The following is a 20,222-nucleotide window of genomic DNA, read 5'->3' as shown; positions in this document are numbered from 1 at the left end:
ACACCGCCATGCAGCATCGGGCCGGTCTTTATCGACAGCGCGGCGCCATCAGCCTGATGGCCGCCGTCCTGATCGCCACCGTGGCCATCGGCGCCCTGGTGTCGATCGATGTCGGCTTCGTGTTCTACAGCCAGCGGCAGTTGCAGAAGGCGGTGGACCTGGCGGCGCTGTCGGGCGCCCAGCAGCTCAAGCGTGCCGATGACCTGCCGACCACCACGGCCAACGTGATGGCGTCCGTGACGGCAGCGGCCAGCCAGAACGGCTATCGCGGTGCGGTGGGCGCGGACTGTGCCAGCGCGGCGGCCGACGCTGCCGACCGCATGCGCACGTGCCTGGGCGTGTGGGACCCGGCCGATGCCGTGAGCGGAGATACCGTGCGGCACTTCAACGCCGCCTACGATGCGGCGGCGCTATCGCCCAATGCTGTGCGGGTGCAGGGCACGCTGACGGTGCCGCTGCTGTTCGTGCTGCCCGGCGGCACGTCGCGCCAGCTGCATGCCGAGGCGATCGCGGCGGCCAGCCCGCCGGTGGCGTCGTTTTCGCTGGGCAGCGGATTGTTGAACCTGAACTCGGCAAGCGGCGTGCTGGGCCTGCTGCTGGGCAATACGGTGAATCTTTCGGTGGCCGACTGGAACGGACTGGTCAATGCCAACGTCACGCTGGAGCAGCTGAGGCTCCAGCTTGGCGTGGGAACGGTCGATGCGCTGCTGAACACCACGCTGTCGATCCGCGAGTTCTACGCGCTGGTACTCAATGCGGCCGGGCGGCAGGCGCTGCTGGGTGCGGCGCTGGGCAGCCCCGAGACGCAGCTCGGCCTGAACGGGCTCGGCACCAATCTGACGCTGGCGCGGTTGCTGGATCTCGGCGTGCTCACGCCCGCCGCGTCGTCGGCGGCCGAAGTGGGTCTGAACGTGGCATCGCTGCTGACCACCGCCGCCTATGTGGCGCGCGGCAGCAGCGCGGTGGCGCTCAACATTCCGAATCTGAACGTGCCGTTGCAACCGGTGGGCAGCGCCACTGCCACGGCATCGCTGACCATTATCGATCCGCCCAAGGTGGCGGTGGGCCCGGCGAAGCAACTGCCCGACGGCAGCTGGAAGACGACGGCGTCCACCGCGCAGCTGGGCGTCAACCTGGCCGTGCATGCCAATATTGGCTTGCCGCCGCTGGTATCAGCCAGCGTCGACCTGCCGCTGCTGCTCAAGGTTGCGCAGGCCAAGGCGGACCTGACCGCCTTGCAGTGCGCCGCCACGCCAGACCAGCGGACCGCCACCATCAGGGTAGACCCAAGCCTGATGGTGGCATGCCTGACCGAAAACAAGCTGCAATGCACGTCGTCCAGCCAACTGCGGCTGGGCACCGTCAGTGTCGTGACGCTGCCGTTGCCGCTGATTCCGGGCAGCTTGGCCCAGGCAGACCTGATCGCCCACCCGACCCTGCAAACGGCATCGACCGCCCCCGGCACGGATCTGGTGCTGCACCCTGGCGCCAATGCCTCCACGTCGGCGGCCGCGCCGGTGAGTCGCACCGTCGGCGATCTCCTGCGGAATCTCAATCCTGTTCTTTCCCTGGATGTGCTGGGCCTCAAGGTGCCGAGCATCGCCCCGGGGGATCTGCTCACGCCGCTGATTGATCCGCTGGGGCCGTTGATCGACGGGGTGGCAGGCTGGCTGCTGGCCACGCTGGGCATCGATATCGCCAACGCCAACGTCCGGCTGAACAGCGTGGACTGCAACAACGCCGAACTTGTGTATTGAATCCTGAGCCATCATGAAAGCAGAGCGTTGGGCCTACGAGAGCCTCGAAGTCTATGTGTGGGAAGGCCAGTACGACATTGCCGACCGCGTGGCGCGATTCCTGACGCCGCTGGGGACCGAGGTGATTCGTGCCGGGGCGCTGGACGCGCTGCCGAACGAGGCGCGCGTGAAGCCGTGCATTGCCGTGATCAGCGCATCGGCGATCGGCTCGGCCAAGTTCACGCTGGACTGGGAAGCCGCCCACGGCATGCCGGTGATCTGGGTGGGCGCGCCGGACCGCGAGACCGATCCGGGCCGCTTTCCGCCCGAGTACGCGTACATCCTGCCGCACGACTTCAATGGCGGCGACCTGCGCAACCAGATCGTCAAGCTGATGCCGCAGCTGCTGGCCGCCGGCGAGGCGCGTCCCGACGTGGCCGACCTGGTGGCCGGATCGCCGGCCATGCAGGAGTTGCTGGAACAGGTGGAGACGTTCGCCAACTTCGACAGCAACGTGATGCTGTACGGCGAGACCGGCGCGGGCAAGGAGCGCATCGCACGGCTGTTCCACGAGCGCAACAGCCAGTATGGCAAGGGGCCGTTCGTCGCCGTGAACTGCGGGGCGATTCCGGACGGGCTGTTCGAGTCGCAGTTCTTCGGCCATGCCAAGGGCGCCTTCACCGGCGCCATGTTCGCGCACCGGGGGTTTTTCGAACAGGCCACCGGCGGCACGCTGTTCCTGGACGAGATCGGCGACCTCCCCCTGTTCCAGCAGGTCAAGCTGCTGCGCGTGCTGGAGGAAAACGCGCTGACGCGGCTGGGATCGACCATGGCCGTGAAGCTCGATTTCCGGCTCGTGGCGGCCACCAACAAGGACCTGCGCGAGGCGGTGCGCGAGGGCCGCTTCCGCGCCGACCTGTATTTCCGGCTGGCGGTAATCGAGTTGCGTATCCCGAGCCTGGAGGATCGCGGCCCCGGCGACAAGGTGGGCCTGCTGCAATCGTTCCTGCGCCACATGATGGGCGCGGCCGCCTACGATGCGCTGCCGCCCATGCCCGACTGGCTCAAGGGGGCCGTGGGCACGGCGTTCTTCGTCGGTAACGTGCGCGAGCTGCGCAACCTGGCCGAGCGCGTGGGCATTACCGCGCGGCAGTATGGCGGCTGGGACGAGGACCGCATACGGCCGCTGTTCCGGGGGCTGCGTCCGGGTGCGTTCGATGGTTCCGAGCGGGGCGATCCGCGCGCCGATGTCGAGGAGCGCCGCCGCATCATCGCCGCGCTCGACGCCAACGGCTGGCGGCGACAGGATACGGCTGCCTGCCTGGGCATCAGCCGCAAGGTGCTGTGGGAGAAGATGCGCAAGTTCCAGATCGCCGACAGCGAGGCGGAGCCGGTCTGAAGGCCGGCTGCCGGCATCGGGACGTTATGATGCGGGACCGCACGGCAAGGCCGTGCATTACGCGCCACCGCGCCGAAGGACCCGAATTGCGTTTTCTCCACACCGCCGACTGGCATCTCGGTCGGCTCTTCCATGCCCGCAGCCTGTTGGAAGACCAGGCGCACGTGCTCGACCAGTTAGTGGCGCTGGTGCGCGAGGTGCGGCCCGATGCCGTGCTGATTGCCGGCGACGTCTACGATCGCGCGGTGCCGCCGCCCGAGGCCGTGGCGCTGCTGGACGACGTGCTGGCGCGCATCGTGGTGGAAGCCGATGTGCCGGTGGTGATGATCGCGGGCAACCACGACAGCGCGCAGCGGCTGGATTTCGGCGCGCGTCTGCTGGCCGCGCGCGGCCTGCATGTGGCGGGCCGCACGGGGCCGGAAGCCGCCTGCGTGTCGCTGCGCGACGCCCATGGCGAGGTGCGGATCTACGCGCTGCCGTATGCGGAGCCTGCGGTGGTGCGCGACGCGCTCGGTGTCGGGCTGTCATCGCACGAGGCGGCGCTGGGGGCGCAACTCGACGCGATCCGGGCCAGCCATCCGGCCGGCGTGCGCGCCGTGGCGGTGGGACACGCATTCGTGGTGGGCGGTGCGGTCAGTGAATCGGAACGGCCGCTGTCGGTGGGCGGCAGCGGGGCGGTGGGGGCGGACCTGTTCCACGGCTTCGACTTCGTGGCGCTGGGCCACCTGCACCGGCCGCAGACCATCGGCGAGCGGATTCATTACGCCGGGTCGCTGCTCAAGTATTCGCTGTCGGAAGCCGATCACCACAAGACCGTGTCGCTGGTCGAACTGGACGATAAAGGCGCCGTGCGCATCGAGCCCATCGCCTTGCAGCCGCGCCGCGACCTGCGCATCCTGACCGGCGAACTGGCCGCGCTGGTGGAGGCGGGCCTGGCGGACGCGCGCCGGGACGACTACGTCTATGCGGTGCTGACCGATACCGGCGCGCTGCTGGACCCGATGGCGCGCCTGCGCGAGGCGTATCCGAACGCGCTGGCGATCGAGCGGGCCATCCTGGCACGCAGCGGGCAGGCCGGCGAGGCGGGCCGGCGCATGCGCGAACTGGACACCGGCAGTCTGTTTGCGAATTTCTTCCGCGAAGTGGCCGACGCGGACCTGGACGGCGAGCAACGCCGTGCGCTGGACCATCTACTGGCCGGTATGGAGGCTTCGGAAAGGGAATCGGCATGAAACCGCTGTACCTGAGGTTGCAGGCTTTCGGTCCGTTTGCCGCCACCGAGACCATCGATTTCACACGGCTCGGCGAGCAGGCGTTCTTCCTGATCCACGGACCCACGGGCGCGGGCAAGACCACGCTGCTCGATGCCATCTGCTTTGCGCTCTACGGCGATACGTCGGGCGGCGAGCGCAGCGCGCAGGACATGCGCAGCGCCAATGCCGACCCCGCGCTGCGCACCGAAGTCACGCTGGAATTCGGCCTGGGGGCGATGCGCTACCGCGTGTCGCGCTCGCCCACGCAGGACCGCCCCAGCCAGCGCGCGGCAGGCGGTCTCGTCAAGGAAGCCGCCAAGGCGCAGCTGGACGTGATGCTCGACGGCGCCTGGAAGAGCCACGCCAGCCAGCCGGGCCGCGTCAGCGACGCCGTGCGCGATCTGCTGGGCTTCGACAGTGCGCAGTTCCGCCAGGTCATCGTGCTGCCGCAGGGCCGCTTTCGCGAGCTGCTGACCGCCGATTCGCGAGCGCGCCAGGGCATTCTGGAGCGGCTGTTCCATACCGAGCTGTATCGCCGCGTGGAAGAACAGCTCAAGGAGCAGGCCGCCAGCATCCGGCGCGAGGCCGAGCAGATTGCCGTGCGCCGCAAGACGTTGCTGGACCAGCACGCGCTGGCGTCGATCGACGCCCTGACCGATCGCATCGACGCGCTGCAGGTCACGCTGGCCGAACTGCTGCGCCGCGAGGACGTCGCGCGCGCCGACAGCGAGGCTGCGCAGGCGTCGCTGCGCAAGGGCGAGCTTGAACATACCCAGATCAAGGCCTGGCGCGAAGCCGAGGGCGCGCATGCCATGCTGAATGCGAAGGTGGCGGCCGTGGACGGCGATCGCGCGCGGCTGCAGGCGGCGCGCCGCGCCGCGCAGGTCACGCCGGCGGTGCAGCAACTGCAGGCAGCCCGGCAGGATCAGGCCAGGGTGCGCGCGGCCCAGGCGCAAGCCGAGACATCGGCCACGCGGGCCGCGCAGGCGGCGGAAACTGCCGCCCGTGCGCTGCGCGCCGAACTGTCGCGCCAGGAGGCCCGGGCCGCCGCGCAACGCACGGTGACCCGGCTCGAACACCTGCTGCCGCACGCTCGCAGGCTGGAGGTGCAGCGCAATGCCGTGGCACAGGCCGGCACCACGCTGGCCATGGCGCAGTCGGCGTGCGCGGCGAAGATCGACGCTTTTCAGGCCGCCGCCAGGGCGCTCAAGGCGCTGGAGGCCGATGCCGAACAGGCGCGCGCGGGCGCGGCGGGGCAGCAGGCGCTGCAGCTGCGGCTCGAACAGGCCCGCGAGCGGGCCGCCCGCATTGCGAAATGCCGCCAGATCGAGGCCGAGCTTGGGCCGCTGCGCGCGGCACTGGCGTCCAGCGAGGCGCAGCAGCGCGCAGCCACCGAAGCCCGCGATGCGGCGCGCGTGGCCATGCGCCAGGCCGAGGTGGACTGGCGCCACGGGCAGGCCGCGCGCCTGGCCGCCAGCGTCCGGCGCGGCGAGCCGTGCCCGGTGTGCGGCGGCAAGGATCATCCGGCACTGGCGCAACAGACGCTGGCGCTGGTGACCGACGACGATCTCGATGCCGCGCGGCTGGTGTTGCAGAAGGCCGAGGATGCGCTGGCCGAGGCCAGCACCGCGCACCAGCGGGCGGGCGCCAGCGCCGCGCAATGGCAGGCGCGGCTGGCGGACCTGATCGAGGCCGCTGGCGATGTTTCCGCGGCGGGCGCCAGCGCGCTCGATGCCGAGATCGCCGCGCTGGCCGAGGCTGCCCGCCAGGCCGAACAGGCAGGCAAGCGCGCCGAGGCGCTGGCGGCGCAGGCAGCACAGGCCCGCAAGGCCGTCGAAGCCGCCGAAGTGTTGGCCCAGGCTGCCGACACGGCTGCCCGCACCGCCGCGCAGGAACACGCGCGGCTGGATGGCGAATGGCAGGCCGCCTGCGAACAGGTGCCCGAGGATTCGCGCGACCCCGATACGATGACGGCCGCGCTCGAGGCTGCCCGGCGCGAAGCCGGCGCGCTCGAAGCCGCATTGCAGGCCGCACAGGGCGCCGAGCGCGACGCCGTCGCGCTGCAGGCCGCCACGGCGGCGGCGCTGGCGTCCGCGCGGGACAACGTCACCCAGGCAGACGCCCGCGTCACCGAGCGCGAGGCGGCACTGGCCGACGCCATGCGTGCGGCCGCCTTCGACCATGAAGACGCTTACGCTGCCGCGTGCCTGTCCGCCGACGACATGTCGGCGCTGGACGATGCGATCCGTGCGTTCGATGTCGAGCTGGCCCGTGCAGCCGAATGGCATGCCCGCACCGCCGCCATCGCCCAGGCGCTGCAGGTCCCCGACATGCCCGCGCTGCTGGCCACGCGCGACCAGGCGGCCGTGAGGCTCGAAGCCGCCATCCGCGAGCGCAGCGAAGTGGCCGCGTCGCGCGACACGCTGCTGCAATGCAAGGGTCAGGTGGAATCGCTGGCCGCCGAAGGGCGCGAGGTGGAAACGCGCTATGCGGTGCTGGGCCGCCTGTCGGAAGTGGCCAATGGCAACAATCCGCGCCGCATGACGTTCCAACGCTTTGTCCTGGCCACGCTGCTCGACGAGGTGCTGGAGGCGGCGTCGCTGCGCTTGCTGCGCATGAGCCGCGGCCGCTACGCGCTGCAGCGCGTGCGCGAGCAGGGGGACCAGCGCATGGCCGGCGGGCTGGACCTGGAAGTGTTCGACCACGATACCGGCACCACCCGGCCGGCCAGCACGCTTTCGGGTGGCGAGGGCTTTCTGGCGTCGCTATCCTTGGCGCTGGGGCTGGCCGACGTGGTGCAGTCGCGTGCCGGCGGCATCCAGCTCGACACGCTGTTCGTGGACGAAGGGTTCGGCACGCTTGATCCGGAAAGCCTGGACTTCGCCATCCGCACGCTGCTCGATCTTCAGCAGGCCGGCCGGCTGGTCGGCATCATCTCGCACGTGGCAGAGTTGCGCGAGCGGATCGATGTGCGGCTCGAGGTACGCCCCGGCGCGAACGGCAGCCAGGCGGTGCTGCGCTTGCCGTGAGTGCACGCGGCGTGCGCTGCGGGCGCCGGGCGGTGACCGATTATCGCCCGCCACGCGCAGACCCTTATTGACCCTGTTTTGACGCCGGGTGTAACCTTTGTTCATTCTGCGAATTGGGGTTCGTATAGCGAACGTCGCTGCACCCCCGATCCGCCGACCATCACCGAAGCCGCCGCAAGACGGCTCATCAAGACAACTGCAAGATTGTGGACCCTGTCCCGATGTCGTCGCCGTGCCGAGCACGGCCTCGGCGCATGGGACGCCCGTCCGAGCAGTCTGCCGGAGACATCTTTGCGTGCCGCCCCTCTTGCGGCCGGTCCCGGCGCGATGCCGGACCCTTCCGTACTGGAACGCAAGTGATCAACAAGCTATATGACTCGGTGGAAGCGGCAGTGGCCGGCATCCACGACGGCGCCACGATCCTGATCGGCGGCTTTGGCCTGGCTGGCATGCCGGCGGAACTGATCGACGCCGTAATCGCCCAGGGGGCGCGTGACCTGACCATCGTCAACAACAACGCCGGCAATGGCGACACGGGCCTGGCGGCACTGCTGAAGACCAAGCGCGTGCGCAAGATCATTTGCTCGTTCCCGCGGCAGGTGGATTCGTATGTGTTCGATTCGCTGTTCCATGCGGGCGAGATCGAACTGGAACTGGTGCCCCAGGGCAATCTGGCCGAGCGCATCCGCGCAGCCGGTGCCGGCATCGGCGGTTTCTTCACGCGCACGGCCTACGGCACGCCGCTGGCCGAAGGCAAGGAAACGCGCATCATCGACGGCCAGGGTTATGTGTTCGAAAAGCCGATCCACGCCGACTTCGCGCTGATCAAGGCCGACACGGCAGACCGCTGGGGCAACCTGACCTACCGCAAGACCGCACGCAACTTCGGCCCGATCATGGCCATGGCTGCCAAGTGCGCGATCGTGCAGGTCAGCCACGTCGTCGAACTGGGCGACATGAACCCCGAGCACATCGTCACGCCGGGCCTGTTCGTCAAGCGTGTGGTCAAGGTGGGCGGCTCGGCTGCCCAGGCCGCCTGAGCGTAGAAGGAGAAAGAACATGCAACGCCTGACCCGCGATCAGATGGCCGCCCGCGTGGCCAAAGACATTCCGGACGGTGCCGTGGTGAACCTCGGCATCGGCCTGCCCACCCTGGTTGGCAACCATCTGCCGGCCGACAAGGAAATCCTGCTGCACAGCGAAAACGGCCTGCTGGGCATGGGCCCCGCCCCGGCTGCCGGTGAAGAAGACGGCGACCTGATCAACGCCGGCAAGCAGCCGGTGACGATCAAGGCCGGTGGTTCGTACTTCCACCACGCCGATTCGTTCGCGATGATGCGCGGCGGCCATCTCGACTACTGTGTGCTGGGCGGCTTCCAGGTGTCCGAAAAGGGCGACCTGGCTAACTGGCATACCGGTGCCCCCGGCGCCATTCCCGCCGTGGGCGGTGCGATGGACCTGGCCATCGGCGCCAAGCAGGTATTCGTGATGATGGAGCACCTGACCAAGCAGGGCGAGAGCAAGATCGTGCCGGAATGCACGTATCCGCTGACCGGCATCGGCTGCGTGACGCGCATCTACACGGATCTGGCCACGCTCGACGTGACGCCGGACGGCCTGGTTGCACGCGACCTCGCGGAAGGCCTGTCGTTTGACGAACTGCAACGTCTGACCGGCGTGCCCCTGAAGCAGGCCCAAGCCGCCTGATCCACCACCCAGACCACCAAAACCGAGCGAGACAGAACATGAGCGACGCATTTATCGTTGACGCCATCCGTACCCCCATCGGCCGTTACGGCGGCAGCCTGTCCGGCGTGCGCGCGGACGACCTGGGTGCGGTGCCCCTGAAGGCACTGATGGCACGCAACGCCGGCCTGGACTGGTCGGCCATCGACGACGTGATCTACGGCAACGCCAACCAGGCGGGCGAAGACAACCGCAACGTGGCGCGCATGTCGGCGCTGCTGGCCGGTCTGCCGGAGGCCGTGCCGGGTTCGACGATCAACCGCCTGTGCGGCTCGGGCATGGACGCCACCGGCACTGCCGCGCGCGCCATCAAGTCGGGCGAAACCAACCTGATGATCTCGGGCGGCGTGGAAAGCATGAGCCGCGCCCCGTTCGTGATGGGCAAGGCCACGTCGGCATTCTCGCGCCAGGCCGAGATCTTCGACACCACCATCGGCTGGCGCTTCATCAACCCGGCGATGCGTGCCGCCTACGGCGTGGACTCGATGCCCGAGACCGCCGAGAACGTGGCCACGGACTACAAGATCAGCCGCGAAGACCAGGATCTGATGGCGCTGCGCAGCCAGGAAAAGGCGTCGCGCGCGCAGGCCGACGGCACGCTGGCCCAGGAAATCACCGCCGTCACGATTCCGCAAAAGAAGGGCGACCCGATCGTGGTCGACCGCGACGAGCACCCGCGTGCCACCAGCATGGAAGCCCTGGCCAAGCTGCGCGGCGTGGTGCGCCCGGACGGCACCGTGACCGCCGGTAATGCGTCGGGCGTGAACGATGGCGCCTGCGCCATCCTGCTGGCCAGCGAAGCGGGCCTGAAGCAGCACAACCTGAAGCCGCGTGCCCGCATCGTCGGCATGGCAACGGCCGGCGTGGCGCCGCGCGTGATGGGTATTGGCCCGGCACCGGCCACCCAGAAGCTGATGAAGCAGCTGGGCATGTCGCTGGACCAGATCGACGTGATCGAACTGAACGAAGCGTTTGCCGCGCAAGGCCTGGCCGTGCTGCGTCAGCTGGGCATCGCCGACGACGACAAGCGCGTGAACCCGAACGGCGGCGCGATCGCCCTGGGCCACCCGCTGGGCATGAGCGGCGCGCGCCTGGTGACGACGGCGCTGTACCAGCTGGAGCGTACCGGCGGCCGTTTCGCGCTGTGCACGATGTGCATCGGCGTGGGCCAGGGTATCGCCATGGTGATCGAGCGGGTTTGATGGTTCAGGGCTGAGTGCCGTCGTTATGCGCGCCCCTCTCCCATGCAATGGGAGAGGAGTGGGGGAGACGGTAAAAGGGCTCGAATTGCGATTTGTCGTAATTCGAACTGCCGCGCCCTCTCCCCCAACCCCTCTCCCGCCGTGCGGGAGAGGGGAGCAACCCGGTGCCGCGACGTCATGAATTCACCGAACGCTTAATTCCCCTCTTTTCCCGCCGTTAATACAGGTGGGAAGTTTCAGTGGTGTCTCTTCCCCAACGAGGTAGAGCATTGCGGCCAGACCGACGGGCTCGCCGGTCTTGCCGCATCTTTTTCTGACTGACCCGGCGCATGTGTGCCGGTGCGGAGTTCTGAGATGTCCCTTCCCGTTGCCACGCTCGTCACCGGCGCCAGTTCCGGCATTGGCCGTGCGATTGCAGAAATGCTGCTCGCCGATGGCGTGACCCGTGTGATCAATGTCGACTATGCAGAGCCGACGTGGTCGCATCCGAACCTGACCTTTTTCCAGGCCGACCTGACCAACGCCGACGCCACGCGCGCGGTGGCGGAAACGGTGACCTCGCAGTTCGCGGTGACCCGGCTGGTCAACAACGCCGGCGCCACGCGTCCCGGCACGGCCGATACGGCCACCGCCGCTGATCTCGATTACGTCGTGGGCCTGACGCTGCAGGCCACGATGCTGCTGACCCAGGCCTGCCTGCCCGCCATGCGAGCGGCCGGCTTTGGGCGTATCGTCAACATGGCCTCGCGCGCGGCGCTGGGCAAGCCCGAGCGCGTGGTGTATTCCGCGGCCAAGGCGGGGCTGGTTGGCATGACCCGAACGCTGGCGATGGAGCTGGGCGGCGACGGCATCACCGTCAACGCCGTGGCACCGGGTCCCATCGCCACCGAGCTGTTCCGAAAGAGCAATCCGGAGGGCAGCGAACAGACACGGCGCATCCTGGCAAGCATCGCCGTGAAGAGAATGGGAACGCCGGAAGACGTGGCGCGTGCCTCGCTGTTCTTCCTCGCCCCCGAGAATGGTTTCGTGACGGGACAAGTGCTGTACGTCTGCGGCGGAACCACGCTGGGGGTGGCACCCGTATAAGAAAGTTGCCCGCCCCAAGGCACGGGGTGGAATAGCGATACACAAGCATTGCGCCTGCGGCCGCTCACAAGGTTCGTCCGCCGGTGTGCATCAATTCCTGGAGCACAAGATGAGCATCACCAATCAAACCTCGAAGGCGCGCAGACGCCTGCTGGCCGCTGGCGTCGCAATGGCCGCCGGCTTTGCCGTCATGACCGGCGCGCAGGCGCAGGGCAACTACCCGACCAAGCCGATCACGATGATCGTGCCGTTCTCGGCCGGTGGCACCACCGACATCCTGGCCCGTATCGTCAGCCTGCAACTGGGCAAGGCGCTGGGTCAGCCGGTGGTGGTGGACAACCGTCCGGGCGCGGGCGGCAACATCGGCGCATCGCTGGCTGCCAAGGCCCCGGGCGACGGCTACACGCTGTTCATGGGTACGATCGGCACGCACGCGATCAACCAGTCGCTGTACTCGAAGCTGCCGTACGACCCGGTCAAGGATTTCGCGCCGATCACGCGCGTGGCCATGGTGCCGAACATCGTCGTAGTGAACCCGAAGGTGCCCGTCCACAACATCAAGGAACTGATTGCCTACGTGAAGGCCAACCCGGACAAGCTGTCGTATGGTTCGTCGGGTAGCGGTTCGTCGATGCACCTGTCGGGCGAGCTGTTCAACTCGATGACCGGCCTGCATATCCAGCACATTCCGTACAAGGGCAGCGCCCCGGCCGTGAACGACCTGCTGGGCAACCAGATCGGCCTGATGTTCGACAACATGCCCTCGTCGTACCCGCACGTGAAGGCCGGCAAGCTGCGCGCCATCGCCGTGACCTCGGGCAAGCGTTCGCCGGCACTGCCGGACGTGCCGACCGTGGCCGAAGCCGGTGTGCCGGGCTATGAAGCCACGTCGTGGTTCGCCCTGTACGCCACCGGAGGCACGCCGCAGCCGATCGTCGATCGCCTGAATGCCGAAGTGGTCAAGATCCTGGCCATGCCGGAAGTGAAGAAGCAGATGGCCGAGCAAGGTGCCGAGCCGAACCCGGAGAAGCCGGCCCAGCTGGCCGCCTTCATGAAGTCCGAAACCGCCAAGTGGGCCAAGGTGGTGAAGGCTTCGGGCGCGACGGTGGACTGATCGCCCGAGCCTGCGTCGGTAGCACGCGGGCAAGCAGTACGGCAGTACTCGAACCGGCTCCGGGCGCCTGCCCGGCGGCCGGTTTTTTATTGCCCGCGCCAAAAGACGTGCGCCAAAGAAAACGCCCGCGAGGTTGGCGCGGGCGCAAATCCCAGGTCCGTGAGGACAGGAGGAGACAAGCTGCGGCTTCGGCGGGCGGCCGGGCGGACCCTGGCCGCCGGCAGGCAATCAGGTCAGGCTGTACTTGACGACCTGTTCCTCGACACCGACGAAGCGCACCAGCTGGCGCAGGCCGCTGGCGTATTCCTTGATATGGTGGCCGTCCGGGGTATCGGGCAGCCGGTAGTAGATCGGTGCCGTTCCGGCACGTGCGCGCGCGGCGCTGACGGACACCGAGGACTCGCCCGCTGCCGTGCCTTCGGTGATTTCCGGTCTTGCGTTCATCGACGACTCCCAGGAGACGCATGGCGCTGAACGTTGGGCCGGCAAGGAAAAGGCGCGCGCATGCGGGTGGCAATGTCTGGAATGTATTGCAGGCGGTCGCGAAAAGCCATTTCGATTTTTTTACATCAGTTTCTGGATAATTGCCTAAATTGTCATATTTAGGATTCTGTTGGGCTGTCGATATCAGGATGGTGGTCCCGCGCCGACGCCGCCCGACAGGCGTTGCAAGGGTTAACGGCATGACGCGCCCTGACTTGCGCGCTACCATAGCGCCACCCTGAACATTCCCGGCTCAAGGCAGCAACCTTCATGCCAACCCCGGGCCACCACTTGCACGGCGAATGTCCACCCAGCACGCGCTCCTGATTTCCCTGATTGAAAAGCCGTCGTCGGGTTACGACCTGGCGCGCCGTTTCGACAAGTCCATCGGCTATTTCTGGCACGCCACGCACCAGCAGATTTACCGCGAACTGGGGCGGATGGCCGAAATGGGCTGGATTGCGGCCGAGGACGGCGGCAAGGATCAGGCGGCCCCCGCCACTCCGGCCAGCGCACCGCACGGGGCGCCGGCGGAAAAAAAGAATCGCAAGAAGGTGTACTACGTGCTGCCGTCCGGCCGCGACGAACTGGTGCGTTGGGTGCTGTCGCCCGGTGCGGGGCTGGACCAGCGTGAGGAAATTCTGGTTAAGCTACGTGCAGATGCTGCAATCGGGCCGCTCGGCTTGGACGAGGAAATGCGGCGCCTGATCGCCCTGCACGAGGATCGCCTGGCGCTCTACCGCGATATCGAGCGCAAGGATTTCGGCGGCACGCTCGATCGGCGCCAGCAAATCCAGTATGCGCTGCTGCGGCGAGGCATCCGGTTCCAGGAGGACTGGGTGAAGTGGGGGCGCGACTTGATGCCGCTGCTGGAAATACCCGGCGAAGGCTAACGGCGGAGCGCCGGCTGCCAATGCCCTTTCCCGCCGGGTCATGCACCGGGGCGGGAAAGGGACACATCAGGAATACATCAGAAAAACGCCAAATCAGGCGACGCTGGCCGCATGCGCGGCGGCTTCCGCTGGCGCCAGGCCCAGGCGGCGGCGTGCCAGTGCGTACTCTTCCACGAACCGGCGCACCAGTTCGGCTGCCGGTACCACGCGCTTGATGGCGCCCACGCCCTGACCGGCGCCCCAGATGTCCTTCCACGGCTTGACCCGGGTCGAGCCGAAGTTCATGGCCGTGGCATCCGACGTCGGCAGTGCTTCCGGGTCCAGGCCCGAGCGCACGATGCTTTCGCGCAGGTAATTCCCGTGCACGCCCGTGAACAGGTTCGAATAGACGATGTCGTCGGCGTTGCTGTCGACGATCATCTGCTTGTAAGCGTCCTGGGCATTGGCTTCCAGCGTGGCAATGAAGGCCGAGCCGATATAGGCCAGGTCTGCGCCCGCCGCCTGGGCGGCCAGCACCGCGTCTCCGCTGGCGATGGCGCCGGACAGCAGCAGCGGGCCATCGAACCATTCGCGGATCTCGTGCAACAGCGCAAACGGCGACAGCGTGCCGGCATGGCCGCCCGCGCCGGCCGCCACGGCGATCAGGCCGTCGGCGCCCTTGTCGATCGCCTTGCGGGCAAAGGTATTGTTGATCACATCATGCAGCACGATGCCGCCGTACGAATGCACGGCCTCGTTGACTTCCGCGCGGGCGCCCAGCGACGTAATGACGATGGGCACCTTGTAGCGCACGCACATTTCCAGGTCGTGTTCGAGCCGGTCGTTGGACTTGTGCACGATCTGGTTGACCGCGAACGGTGCGGCGGGACGGTCCGGGTGCTTGGCGTCGTGCTCGGCCAGCTCGGTCGTGATGCGGTCCAGCCATTCCTCCAGCTTCTCGGCCGGGCGCGCGTTGAGCGCCGGGAACGAGCCCACCACGCCGGCCTTGCATTGCGCGATGACCAGGTCGGGATTGGAAATGATGAACAGCGGCGAGCAGACGGCCGGCAGCGACAGGTTTTGCAGCAGGGCGGGAATGGCCATGACGGTTCCTTCGGAGGAGGGCGGCAAATCGTGGGGCACATGCCATCGACGCGGCGAGGCAGGCAGGCGATCAGGCAATCGGACTTGCTATGCAACCAGTTGCATGATGAACCGCAAGGTATCACGTCCGCCTGGCTCCATGCAACGGGTTGCAGCGACTATTTGCGGCACCGCGGCGGCGGCCAGTGGCGCATTGTCTACAATGGCCCCATTGCCTTATGCGCCATGCAGGAGATGAAGTGGTGACCCACCCCGCGATCGACGCCGGCCCGGCCGGCGGGGCGCAGCCGGTGTCAGACGACCTGTTCGATGCCGACCTTGCCGCCTGGTATCGGCAGCCCGAACGTGCGTTCGACGGCTGGCTGGCCCGGCATGGCTTTCGCCCCGGTACGGCCATCGTGTACCGCGCGATGTGGGGCAAGCTGTTGCGCTGGTCCGCCGAGCAGGGGCTGCCGCCACTGAAATGGTCGGCCGGCCAGATCGGCGCCTTTCTCGATGCGCAGCATCTTCACAAGCGCCATCGCTATCGATATGCGAGATTGATAGAGCGAATCTTCCATCACCTGGCCACACTGCAACAGAATTTGCACAATCCGGCCAGTCAGGCGGTCAAGGCGCATCTGGCCGACGGCGAGAACGATCCCACGGCCTTTTTGCTGCCGGGTGAGCGCGACCTGCTCGTCGCCCGAATCCTCGCGCCGCAGCCCGAATTGCCGGCCGGCAAGGAAGCCAGGGGCGAGATGTCGCCCACGGCCTGGAAGCGCGCCCGGGACGTGGCGCTGCTTGCCGTGTTGCTGGGCGGCGGCCTGAAGGTGGCCGAGGTGCGCGCGTTGCGCCTGGAAGCCATCGACGGCATCGACGACGGTGCCATGGCCATCCGCATGGTGCGCCCCGATAACGGACGGACTTATATGGTGCCGCTGTTCGGCTTCGCCCATGCGCCGCTGCGCCGCTGGCTGGCGGTGCGCCGGGCGGCGGAATCGCTGGGCGACCTGGTATTCCCGGCCATGGCCAATGGACGGCCGATGCATGCGGCGTCGATCTATCGCCGTATTGAAATCCTGCTGGAAGAGGCCGGGGTGCTGGCTGGCCGCAGCGAGCGGGCGTCGCCCCAGACGCTGCGCAATACCTGTGGTGCGATGCATTTCGACGCCGGGACCACCCCCGCTGCCGTGGCCCAGCTGCTGGGCATGCGAGATCTCGAATCGGGCTGGCGACTGCACGCCGCCTACGAGGCGTGGCAGGCACGCACGGGGTTGCCGCTGATGACACCGCAGGCGGCGCGCGCCCGGGAATCGTGACAATCATTCGAATGTACGAGGCGGCCGTAAAATAGGCGGGATAAGATCTCGATTCGACCCGCGAATCCCGACCGGGATTCGGCCAGCGTCCTGAAACACTTACCGAACTGACAATTTCCATGGCTGAAACGTTACTGCTGACCGGTGCAACCGGATATATCGCCTCGCACACCTGGGTGTCGTTGCATGAGGCGGGCTATCAAGTGATCGGACTCGATAATCTGTGTAACAGCAGCCGCGAGGTGATCAACCGGCTGGCCCGCATTACCGGGACCACACCCCATTTCGTCGAAGGCGATGTGCGTGACCGCGCGTTGCTGGACCGCCTGTTTGCCGAGCACGAGATTGCGGGGGCGATTCATTTTGCGGCGCTGAAGGCGGTGGGTGAATCGGTCAGCAAGCCGCTCGAATATTACGGAAACAACCTCGAAGGCATGATCACGCTATGCAGCGCCATGCAGGCGGCTGGCGTGCGGCAACTGGTGTTCAGTTCGTCGGCCACGGTCTATGGCAATCCGCATACGGTGCCGATTCTCGAGGATTTCCCGCTATCGGCGACCAATCCGTACGGGCAGACCAAATTGATGGGCGAACAGATCCTGCGCGATCTGGAAAAATCCGATCCGGAATGGCGCATCGCTTTTCTGCGGTATTTCAACCCAGTCGGCGCCCATGAAAGCGGCCTCATTGGCGAAGATCCGGGCGGCATTCCGAACAACCTGATGCCTTACGTGGCCCAGGTGGCTGGCGGACGACGCGAAAAGCTCAGTGTCTATGGTGGCGATTACCCGACCGTCGACGGCACGGGTGTGCGCGACTACATCCACGTCTGCGACCTGGCCGATGGGCACGTGGCGGCGCTGAACTACCTTCGCCAGCATCCGCGCGGGATGACCGTCAATCTGGGCACGGGCCGTGGTTACAGCGTCCTGGAGGTAGTGAAGGCCTACGAACGTGCCAGTGGGCGGGCGGTGCCCTACCAGATTGTCGACCGGCGTCCGGGCGACATTGCGTCGTGCTATGCCGATCCGGCGCTGGCGCAGCAGATGCTGGGCTGGGAGGCCCGCCATGATCTGGACCGCATGTGCGAGGATTCCTGGCGCTGGCAGTCGATGAATCCCCAGGGGTTTGCGGCGTGAGCGGGGCAAGCCAATAAAAAACCGGGCCATGGCCCGGTTTTTCTTTGCGCCGTCTTTGCGCGCGCGTGGCGTTGCGGCTTAGCGAATCAGGAAGTCTTCCATCGACTTGCCATTGGCCAATGCCTGGGTCAGCCAACCCGGACGCTTGCCGCGGCCGGTCCAGGTATTGCCCGCGCTATCGCGATAACGGACCGGAACCTTGCGTGCGGTAGTGGCCTTCTTGCCAGCCACGCCCTTGCCACCAAATCCGAGATCTTCGGCGGTCAGGCCAAATTGTTCGATTTTCTCGCGAATCTCGGCGATCACCGTCGCTTGCTCGCGCGCCTTGATCTCTTCGGCCTCCCGCTGCAGTTCGCTGATTTTCTGAACGATTTCCTGATATGTCGCCATTTGTATCCCTCGATTTACTGGTGGGTCCGTGAATAGACGAAAAGCATTATAACCACTGTCGGCCACGCTGCAAATGCTTTGCGGCTGCGCGCCAAAAAATACGAAAAATCTCAATTAAGAAGAATTACTGAACTTATGACAAGGGCGATAGTCGAGCGTTGGCTGCCGCGACGGCGCCAGAATGCACCGGCGCCGTAGATAGCGCGGTGCGTGGGCCATCTCGCATCGCCGCGGAAACATGAATCAAAACTTAATGCCGGAAATAGGAGTCGCAGTCCGGCGCAAGCGGGATTCAGCGAACGCTCCATTCCGGCCGCGCAGGCAATATTCATTTGCCGGCATGCGCTCACTCACTCCTCGCGGTGCAGCACAGGCCATTTACCGCCGGCGATTGAAAGTGCGTCAGTCGCCATACCCGAAAACCATTTGCCACGCAACTCAAGGAAGACTGGACGCCGGCCGTTATCGAGTCCTGAGCGGGCCGCACGGGGTGTCGGACTGCCGGACCGAGGCAAGGAAGTGGCTTCGGGTGATTTCCTAATGATCAGCACATCATGTCCTTTCATCAGAATATTCAGATCAAGACCCTCTTGCGGGGCGCCATGGCTGCGCTGGCGGCCATCCTGCTGGTTGTGGGCGGAGCGGGATTGCATGGCATTTCCCAGTCCAATGATGCGCTGAAGGAGACCTATGCCAACCAGCTGGCTTCATCCCAGGCGCTGGCCGATGCCATGATCGGCACCACGCGCCTGCGCCTGGCGCTGGACCGTACCGTCATGCCCGGCAGCGAGGGCGAGGACATGAACAAGCACGTCGAACGCTCGAAGGTCTTTGTCGAGTCGTCTGACAAGGGCTGGAAACGCTATTTGGCGCTGCCGCAGAACGACGAGGAAAAGGCGCTGGCCACCGCGCTGGCAGCCAAGCGCCAGGAGTTCTTCGAGGCGGGCGTCGCGAAGTGGCAGCAGGCGCTGACCTCCGGAAACCGGGAGGAAGCCCTGCGCATTGCGCGCGAGGTCATGCCGGAACTGCAGCGCAGCATGTCCTCCGCGCACGAAAAGCTCGAGAAATTCCAGATGGACGCCGGCAAGGCGAACTTCGAAGCCGCCCAGTCGCGCTTTGAAGTGATTCGCACGATGTCGATCCTGCTGATCGTCTTCGGGCTGGTCATTGCCGTGGTGGCCGCCATGATGCTCCACCGCGCCATCGTGCGCCCGGTGGAAGAGGCGCTGTCCGTGTTCGAACGCATGGCCGCCGGCGACCTGACGTCGCGCATCAGCAGCATGTCGAAGAACGAGGTGGGCCGCATGATGCAGGCGCTGGCCCGGATGCAGGACAGCCTGTCGGGCATCGTGTCCGAAGTGCGTACCGGCACCGATTCGATCGCCTCGGCCACCCAGCAGATTTCGGCCGGCAATACCGACCTGTCGCAACGTACCGAAGAGCAGGCGGCCTCGCTGGAGCAGACCGCCGCCAGCATGGAAGAACTGACCACGGTGGTACGCCAGAACGCCGACAACGCCCGCCAGGCTGGCGTGCTGGCCGGCGAAGCCTCGCAGATCGCCATGAAGGGGGGCGACGTGGTGGGCCGCGTGGTTGACACCATGAACGAGATCAACGGCGCATCGCGCAAGGTGGTCGAGATCATCGGCGTGATCGAAGGCATCGCCTTCCAGACCAATATCCTGGCGCTGAATGCCGCCGTGGAAGCGGCCCGGGCCGGCGAACAGGGCCGCGGCTTTGCCGTGGTAGCCGGCGAGGTGCGCAGCCTGGCGCAGCGCAGCGCCAATGCCGCCAAGGAAATCGAATCGCTGATCAGCGAATCTGGCCAGCGTGTGGAAAGCGGCACGAAGCTGGTGGCCGAAGCCGGCAACACCATGGGCGAGATCGTGCAGGCCGTGCGTCGCGTCACGGACATCATGAACGAGATCAGCGCCGCGTCGCAGGAACAGACCACCGGCATCGAGCAGGTGAACCAGGCCGTGGCCCAGATGGACCAGGTCACGCAGCAGAACGCGGCACTCGTGGAGGAAGCCGCTGCCGCCGCGGGCGCGCTGGAAGAACAGGCGCAGAAGCTCAAGAGCGTGGTGTCGGTGTTCTCGCTGGCGTCCGACGGCGGTGCGTCGCGCCTGCTGGCAGCGCCGTCACGGCCGGCCCATGCGCTGGCGCCGGCCCAGCCCCTGGCTGCTCCGGCTGCACCGGCCACCGCCGTCGCCGGCGCTGCGGAACGTGCGCCGGTGCGTCCCGCCGCCAAGCGTCCGCCCGTGGTGCGCAAGACCCGCGAGCCCAAGCTGTTGCGCCCCGCGCTGAACCAGCCGGCCGGCGCGTCGAACCCGGACGACAACTGGGCCGCCTTCTGATTAATTCGAGC

At 66.8% G+C, this 20,222-nt stretch carries 16 protein-coding genes; 13 read left to right on the top strand and 3 right to left on the bottom strand.

The genetic code is table 11. The annotated features are described in order from the left end of the window. Positions 1–8 precede the first annotated feature (8 nt). The 9 genes from AC3G88_RS18415 (at position 9) to AC3G88_RS18375 (ending at position 12,565) form a co-directional block, all read left to right on the top strand. Positions 9–1,757 carry a TadG family pilus assembly protein gene (locus tag AC3G88_RS18415; protein ID WP_488772325.1) on the top strand — a complete coding sequence of 583 codons (1,749 nt, stop codon included), beginning with the start codon at positions 9–11 and terminating at the stop codon, positions 1,755–1,757. 13 nt (positions 1,758–1,770) lie between these two features. After that, on the top strand, positions 1,771–3,135 hold the full coding sequence (locus tag AC3G88_RS18410) for a sigma 54-interacting transcriptional regulator (RefSeq protein WP_488772323.1): 1,365 nt from the start codon (positions 1,771–1,773) through the stop codon (positions 3,133–3,135). An 86-nt stretch (positions 3,136–3,221) separates the two neighbouring features. Further along, positions 3,222–4,367, top strand: a complete 1,146-nt coding sequence (locus AC3G88_RS18405; protein WP_488772322.1) for an exonuclease SbcCD subunit D — start codon at positions 3,222–3,224, stop codon at positions 4,365–4,367. Continuing rightward, a complete protein-coding gene (locus AC3G88_RS18400) occupies positions 4,364–7,417 on the top strand; it encodes an AAA family ATPase (RefSeq protein WP_488772321.1) in 3,054 nt (1,017 codons plus the stop codon). Before AC3G88_RS18405 ends, AC3G88_RS18400 begins: the two co-directional genes overlap by 4 nt. Positions 7,418–7,773: 356 nt before the next feature. Further along, a complete protein-coding gene (locus AC3G88_RS18395; RefSeq protein ID WP_249640962.1) occupies positions 7,774–8,457 on the top strand; it encodes a 3-oxoacid CoA-transferase subunit A in 684 nt (227 codons plus the stop codon). A gap of 19 nt (positions 8,458–8,476) precedes the next feature. Next, on the top strand, positions 8,477–9,124 hold the full coding sequence (locus tag AC3G88_RS18390; protein ID WP_400393007.1) for a CoA transferase subunit B: 648 nt from the start codon (positions 8,477–8,479) through the stop codon (positions 9,122–9,124). A gap of 38 nt (positions 9,125–9,162) precedes the next feature. Next, entirely contained in the window at positions 9,163–10,365 is a 1,203-nt protein-coding gene (pcaF, locus tag AC3G88_RS18385) for a 3-oxoadipyl-CoA thiolase (RefSeq protein ID WP_101681470.1), read from the top strand. Between the two features lie 354 nt (positions 10,366–10,719). Further along, entirely contained in the window at positions 10,720–11,451 is a 732-nt protein-coding gene (locus AC3G88_RS18380) for an SDR family NAD(P)-dependent oxidoreductase (RefSeq protein WP_488772320.1), read from the top strand. Positions 11,452–11,560: 109 nt separating this feature from the next. Further along, positions 11,561–12,565, top strand: a complete 1,005-nt coding sequence (locus AC3G88_RS18375; protein WP_029051535.1) for a Bug family tripartite tricarboxylate transporter substrate binding protein — start codon at positions 11,561–11,563, stop codon at positions 12,563–12,565. Between the two features lie 228 nt (positions 12,566–12,793). Here the strand turns inward: AC3G88_RS18375 and AC3G88_RS18370 are convergent, their stop codons facing one another. Beyond that, on the bottom strand, positions 12,794–13,009 hold the full coding sequence (locus tag AC3G88_RS18370; protein ID WP_153949808.1) for a hypothetical protein: 216 nt from the start codon (positions 13,007–13,009) through the stop codon (positions 12,794–12,796). A gap of 341 nt (positions 13,010–13,350) precedes the next feature. Between AC3G88_RS18370 and AC3G88_RS18365 the strand changes: the two genes are divergently transcribed. Further along, entirely contained in the window at positions 13,351–13,941 is a 591-nt protein-coding gene (locus AC3G88_RS18365; protein WP_400393000.1) for a PadR family transcriptional regulator, read from the top strand. Positions 13,942–14,034: 93 nt separating this feature from the next. On the opposite strand, the gene AC3G88_RS18360 is transcribed toward AC3G88_RS18365, so the two are convergent. Beyond that, positions 14,035–15,024, bottom strand: coding sequence for an NAD(P)H-dependent flavin oxidoreductase (locus AC3G88_RS18360; protein ID WP_153949806.1), 990 nt, complete (start codon positions 15,022–15,024; stop codon positions 14,035–14,037). A gap of 242 nt (positions 15,025–15,266) precedes the next feature. On the opposite strand from AC3G88_RS18360, the gene AC3G88_RS18355 reads away from it, so the two are divergent. Together AC3G88_RS18355 and galE are read left to right on the top strand one after the other, a co-directional pair. Next, the gene (locus AC3G88_RS18355; RefSeq protein WP_488772319.1) at positions 15,267–16,325 is read left to right on the top strand and encodes a tyrosine-type recombinase/integrase; all 1,059 of its coding nucleotides are present in this window, start codon (positions 15,267–15,269) and stop codon (positions 16,323–16,325) included. A 119-nt stretch (positions 16,326–16,444) separates the two neighbouring features. Then, a complete protein-coding gene (gene galE / locus AC3G88_RS18350; RefSeq protein ID WP_488772318.1) occupies positions 16,445–17,464 on the top strand; it encodes a UDP-glucose 4-epimerase GalE in 1,020 nt (339 codons plus the stop codon). Positions 17,465–17,542: 78 nt separating this feature from the next. Here galE and AC3G88_RS18345 read toward each other — a convergent pair whose 3' ends face one another. Beyond that, a complete protein-coding gene (locus AC3G88_RS18345) occupies positions 17,543–17,854 on the bottom strand; it encodes an H-NS histone family protein (protein ID WP_400393012.1) in 312 nt (103 codons plus the stop codon). A 554-nt stretch (positions 17,855–18,408) separates the two neighbouring features. On the opposite strand from AC3G88_RS18345, the gene AC3G88_RS18340 reads away from it, so the two are divergent. Next, entirely contained in the window at positions 18,409–20,211 is a 1,803-nt protein-coding gene (locus AC3G88_RS18340) for a methyl-accepting chemotaxis protein (RefSeq protein WP_488772316.1), read from the top strand. Positions 20,212–20,222: the final 11 nt, after the last annotated feature.

Source organism: Cupriavidus sp. 86D6, from assembly GCF_057815095.1.
The sequence above is the reverse complement of the archived record's forward strand: the minus strand, read 5'-3'. Positions and strand labels throughout refer to the sequence as shown.

What these genes read in the sequence shown, in the direction of transcription:
- AC3G88_RS18415 (WP_488772325.1), top strand. Translation starts at nt 9, where the DNA reads ATGCAGCATCGGGCCGGTCTTTATCGACAGCGCGGCGCCATCAGCCTG.
- AC3G88_RS18410 (WP_488772323.1), top strand. Translation starts at nt 1,771, where the DNA reads ATGAAAGCAGAGCGTTGGGCCTACGAGAGCCTCGAAGTCTATGTGTGG.
- AC3G88_RS18400 (WP_488772321.1), top strand. Translation starts at nt 4,364, where the DNA reads ATGAAACCGCTGTACCTGAGGTTGCAGGCTTTCGGTCCGTTTGCCGCC.
- AC3G88_RS18390 (WP_400393007.1), top strand. Translation starts at nt 8,477, where the DNA reads ATGCAACGCCTGACCCGCGATCAGATGGCCGCCCGCGTGGCCAAAGAC.
- pcaF (WP_101681470.1), top strand. Translation starts at nt 9,163, where the DNA reads ATGAGCGACGCATTTATCGTTGACGCCATCCGTACCCCCATCGGCCGT.
- AC3G88_RS18380 (WP_488772320.1), top strand. Translation starts at nt 10,720, where the DNA reads ATGTCCCTTCCCGTTGCCACGCTCGTCACCGGCGCCAGTTCCGGCATT.
- AC3G88_RS18375 (WP_029051535.1), top strand. Translation starts at nt 11,561, where the DNA reads ATGAGCATCACCAATCAAACCTCGAAGGCGCGCAGACGCCTGCTGGCC.
- AC3G88_RS18370 (WP_153949808.1), bottom strand. Translation starts at nt 13,009, where the DNA reads ATGAACGCAAGACCGGAAATCACCGAAGGCACGGCAGCGGGCGAGTCC.
- AC3G88_RS18365 (WP_400393000.1), top strand. Translation starts at nt 13,351, where the DNA reads ATGTCCACCCAGCACGCGCTCCTGATTTCCCTGATTGAAAAGCCGTCG.
- AC3G88_RS18360 (WP_153949806.1), bottom strand. Translation starts at nt 15,024, where the DNA reads ATGGCCATTCCCGCCCTGCTGCAAAACCTGTCGCTGCCGGCCGTCTGC.
- galE (WP_488772318.1), top strand. Translation starts at nt 16,445, where the DNA reads ATGGCTGAAACGTTACTGCTGACCGGTGCAACCGGATATATCGCCTCG.
- AC3G88_RS18345 (WP_400393012.1), bottom strand. Translation starts at nt 17,854, where the DNA reads ATGGCGACATATCAGGAAATCGTTCAGAAAATCAGCGAACTGCAGCGG.
- AC3G88_RS18340 (WP_488772316.1), top strand. Translation starts at nt 18,409, where the DNA reads ATGTCCTTTCATCAGAATATTCAGATCAAGACCCTCTTGCGGGGCGCC.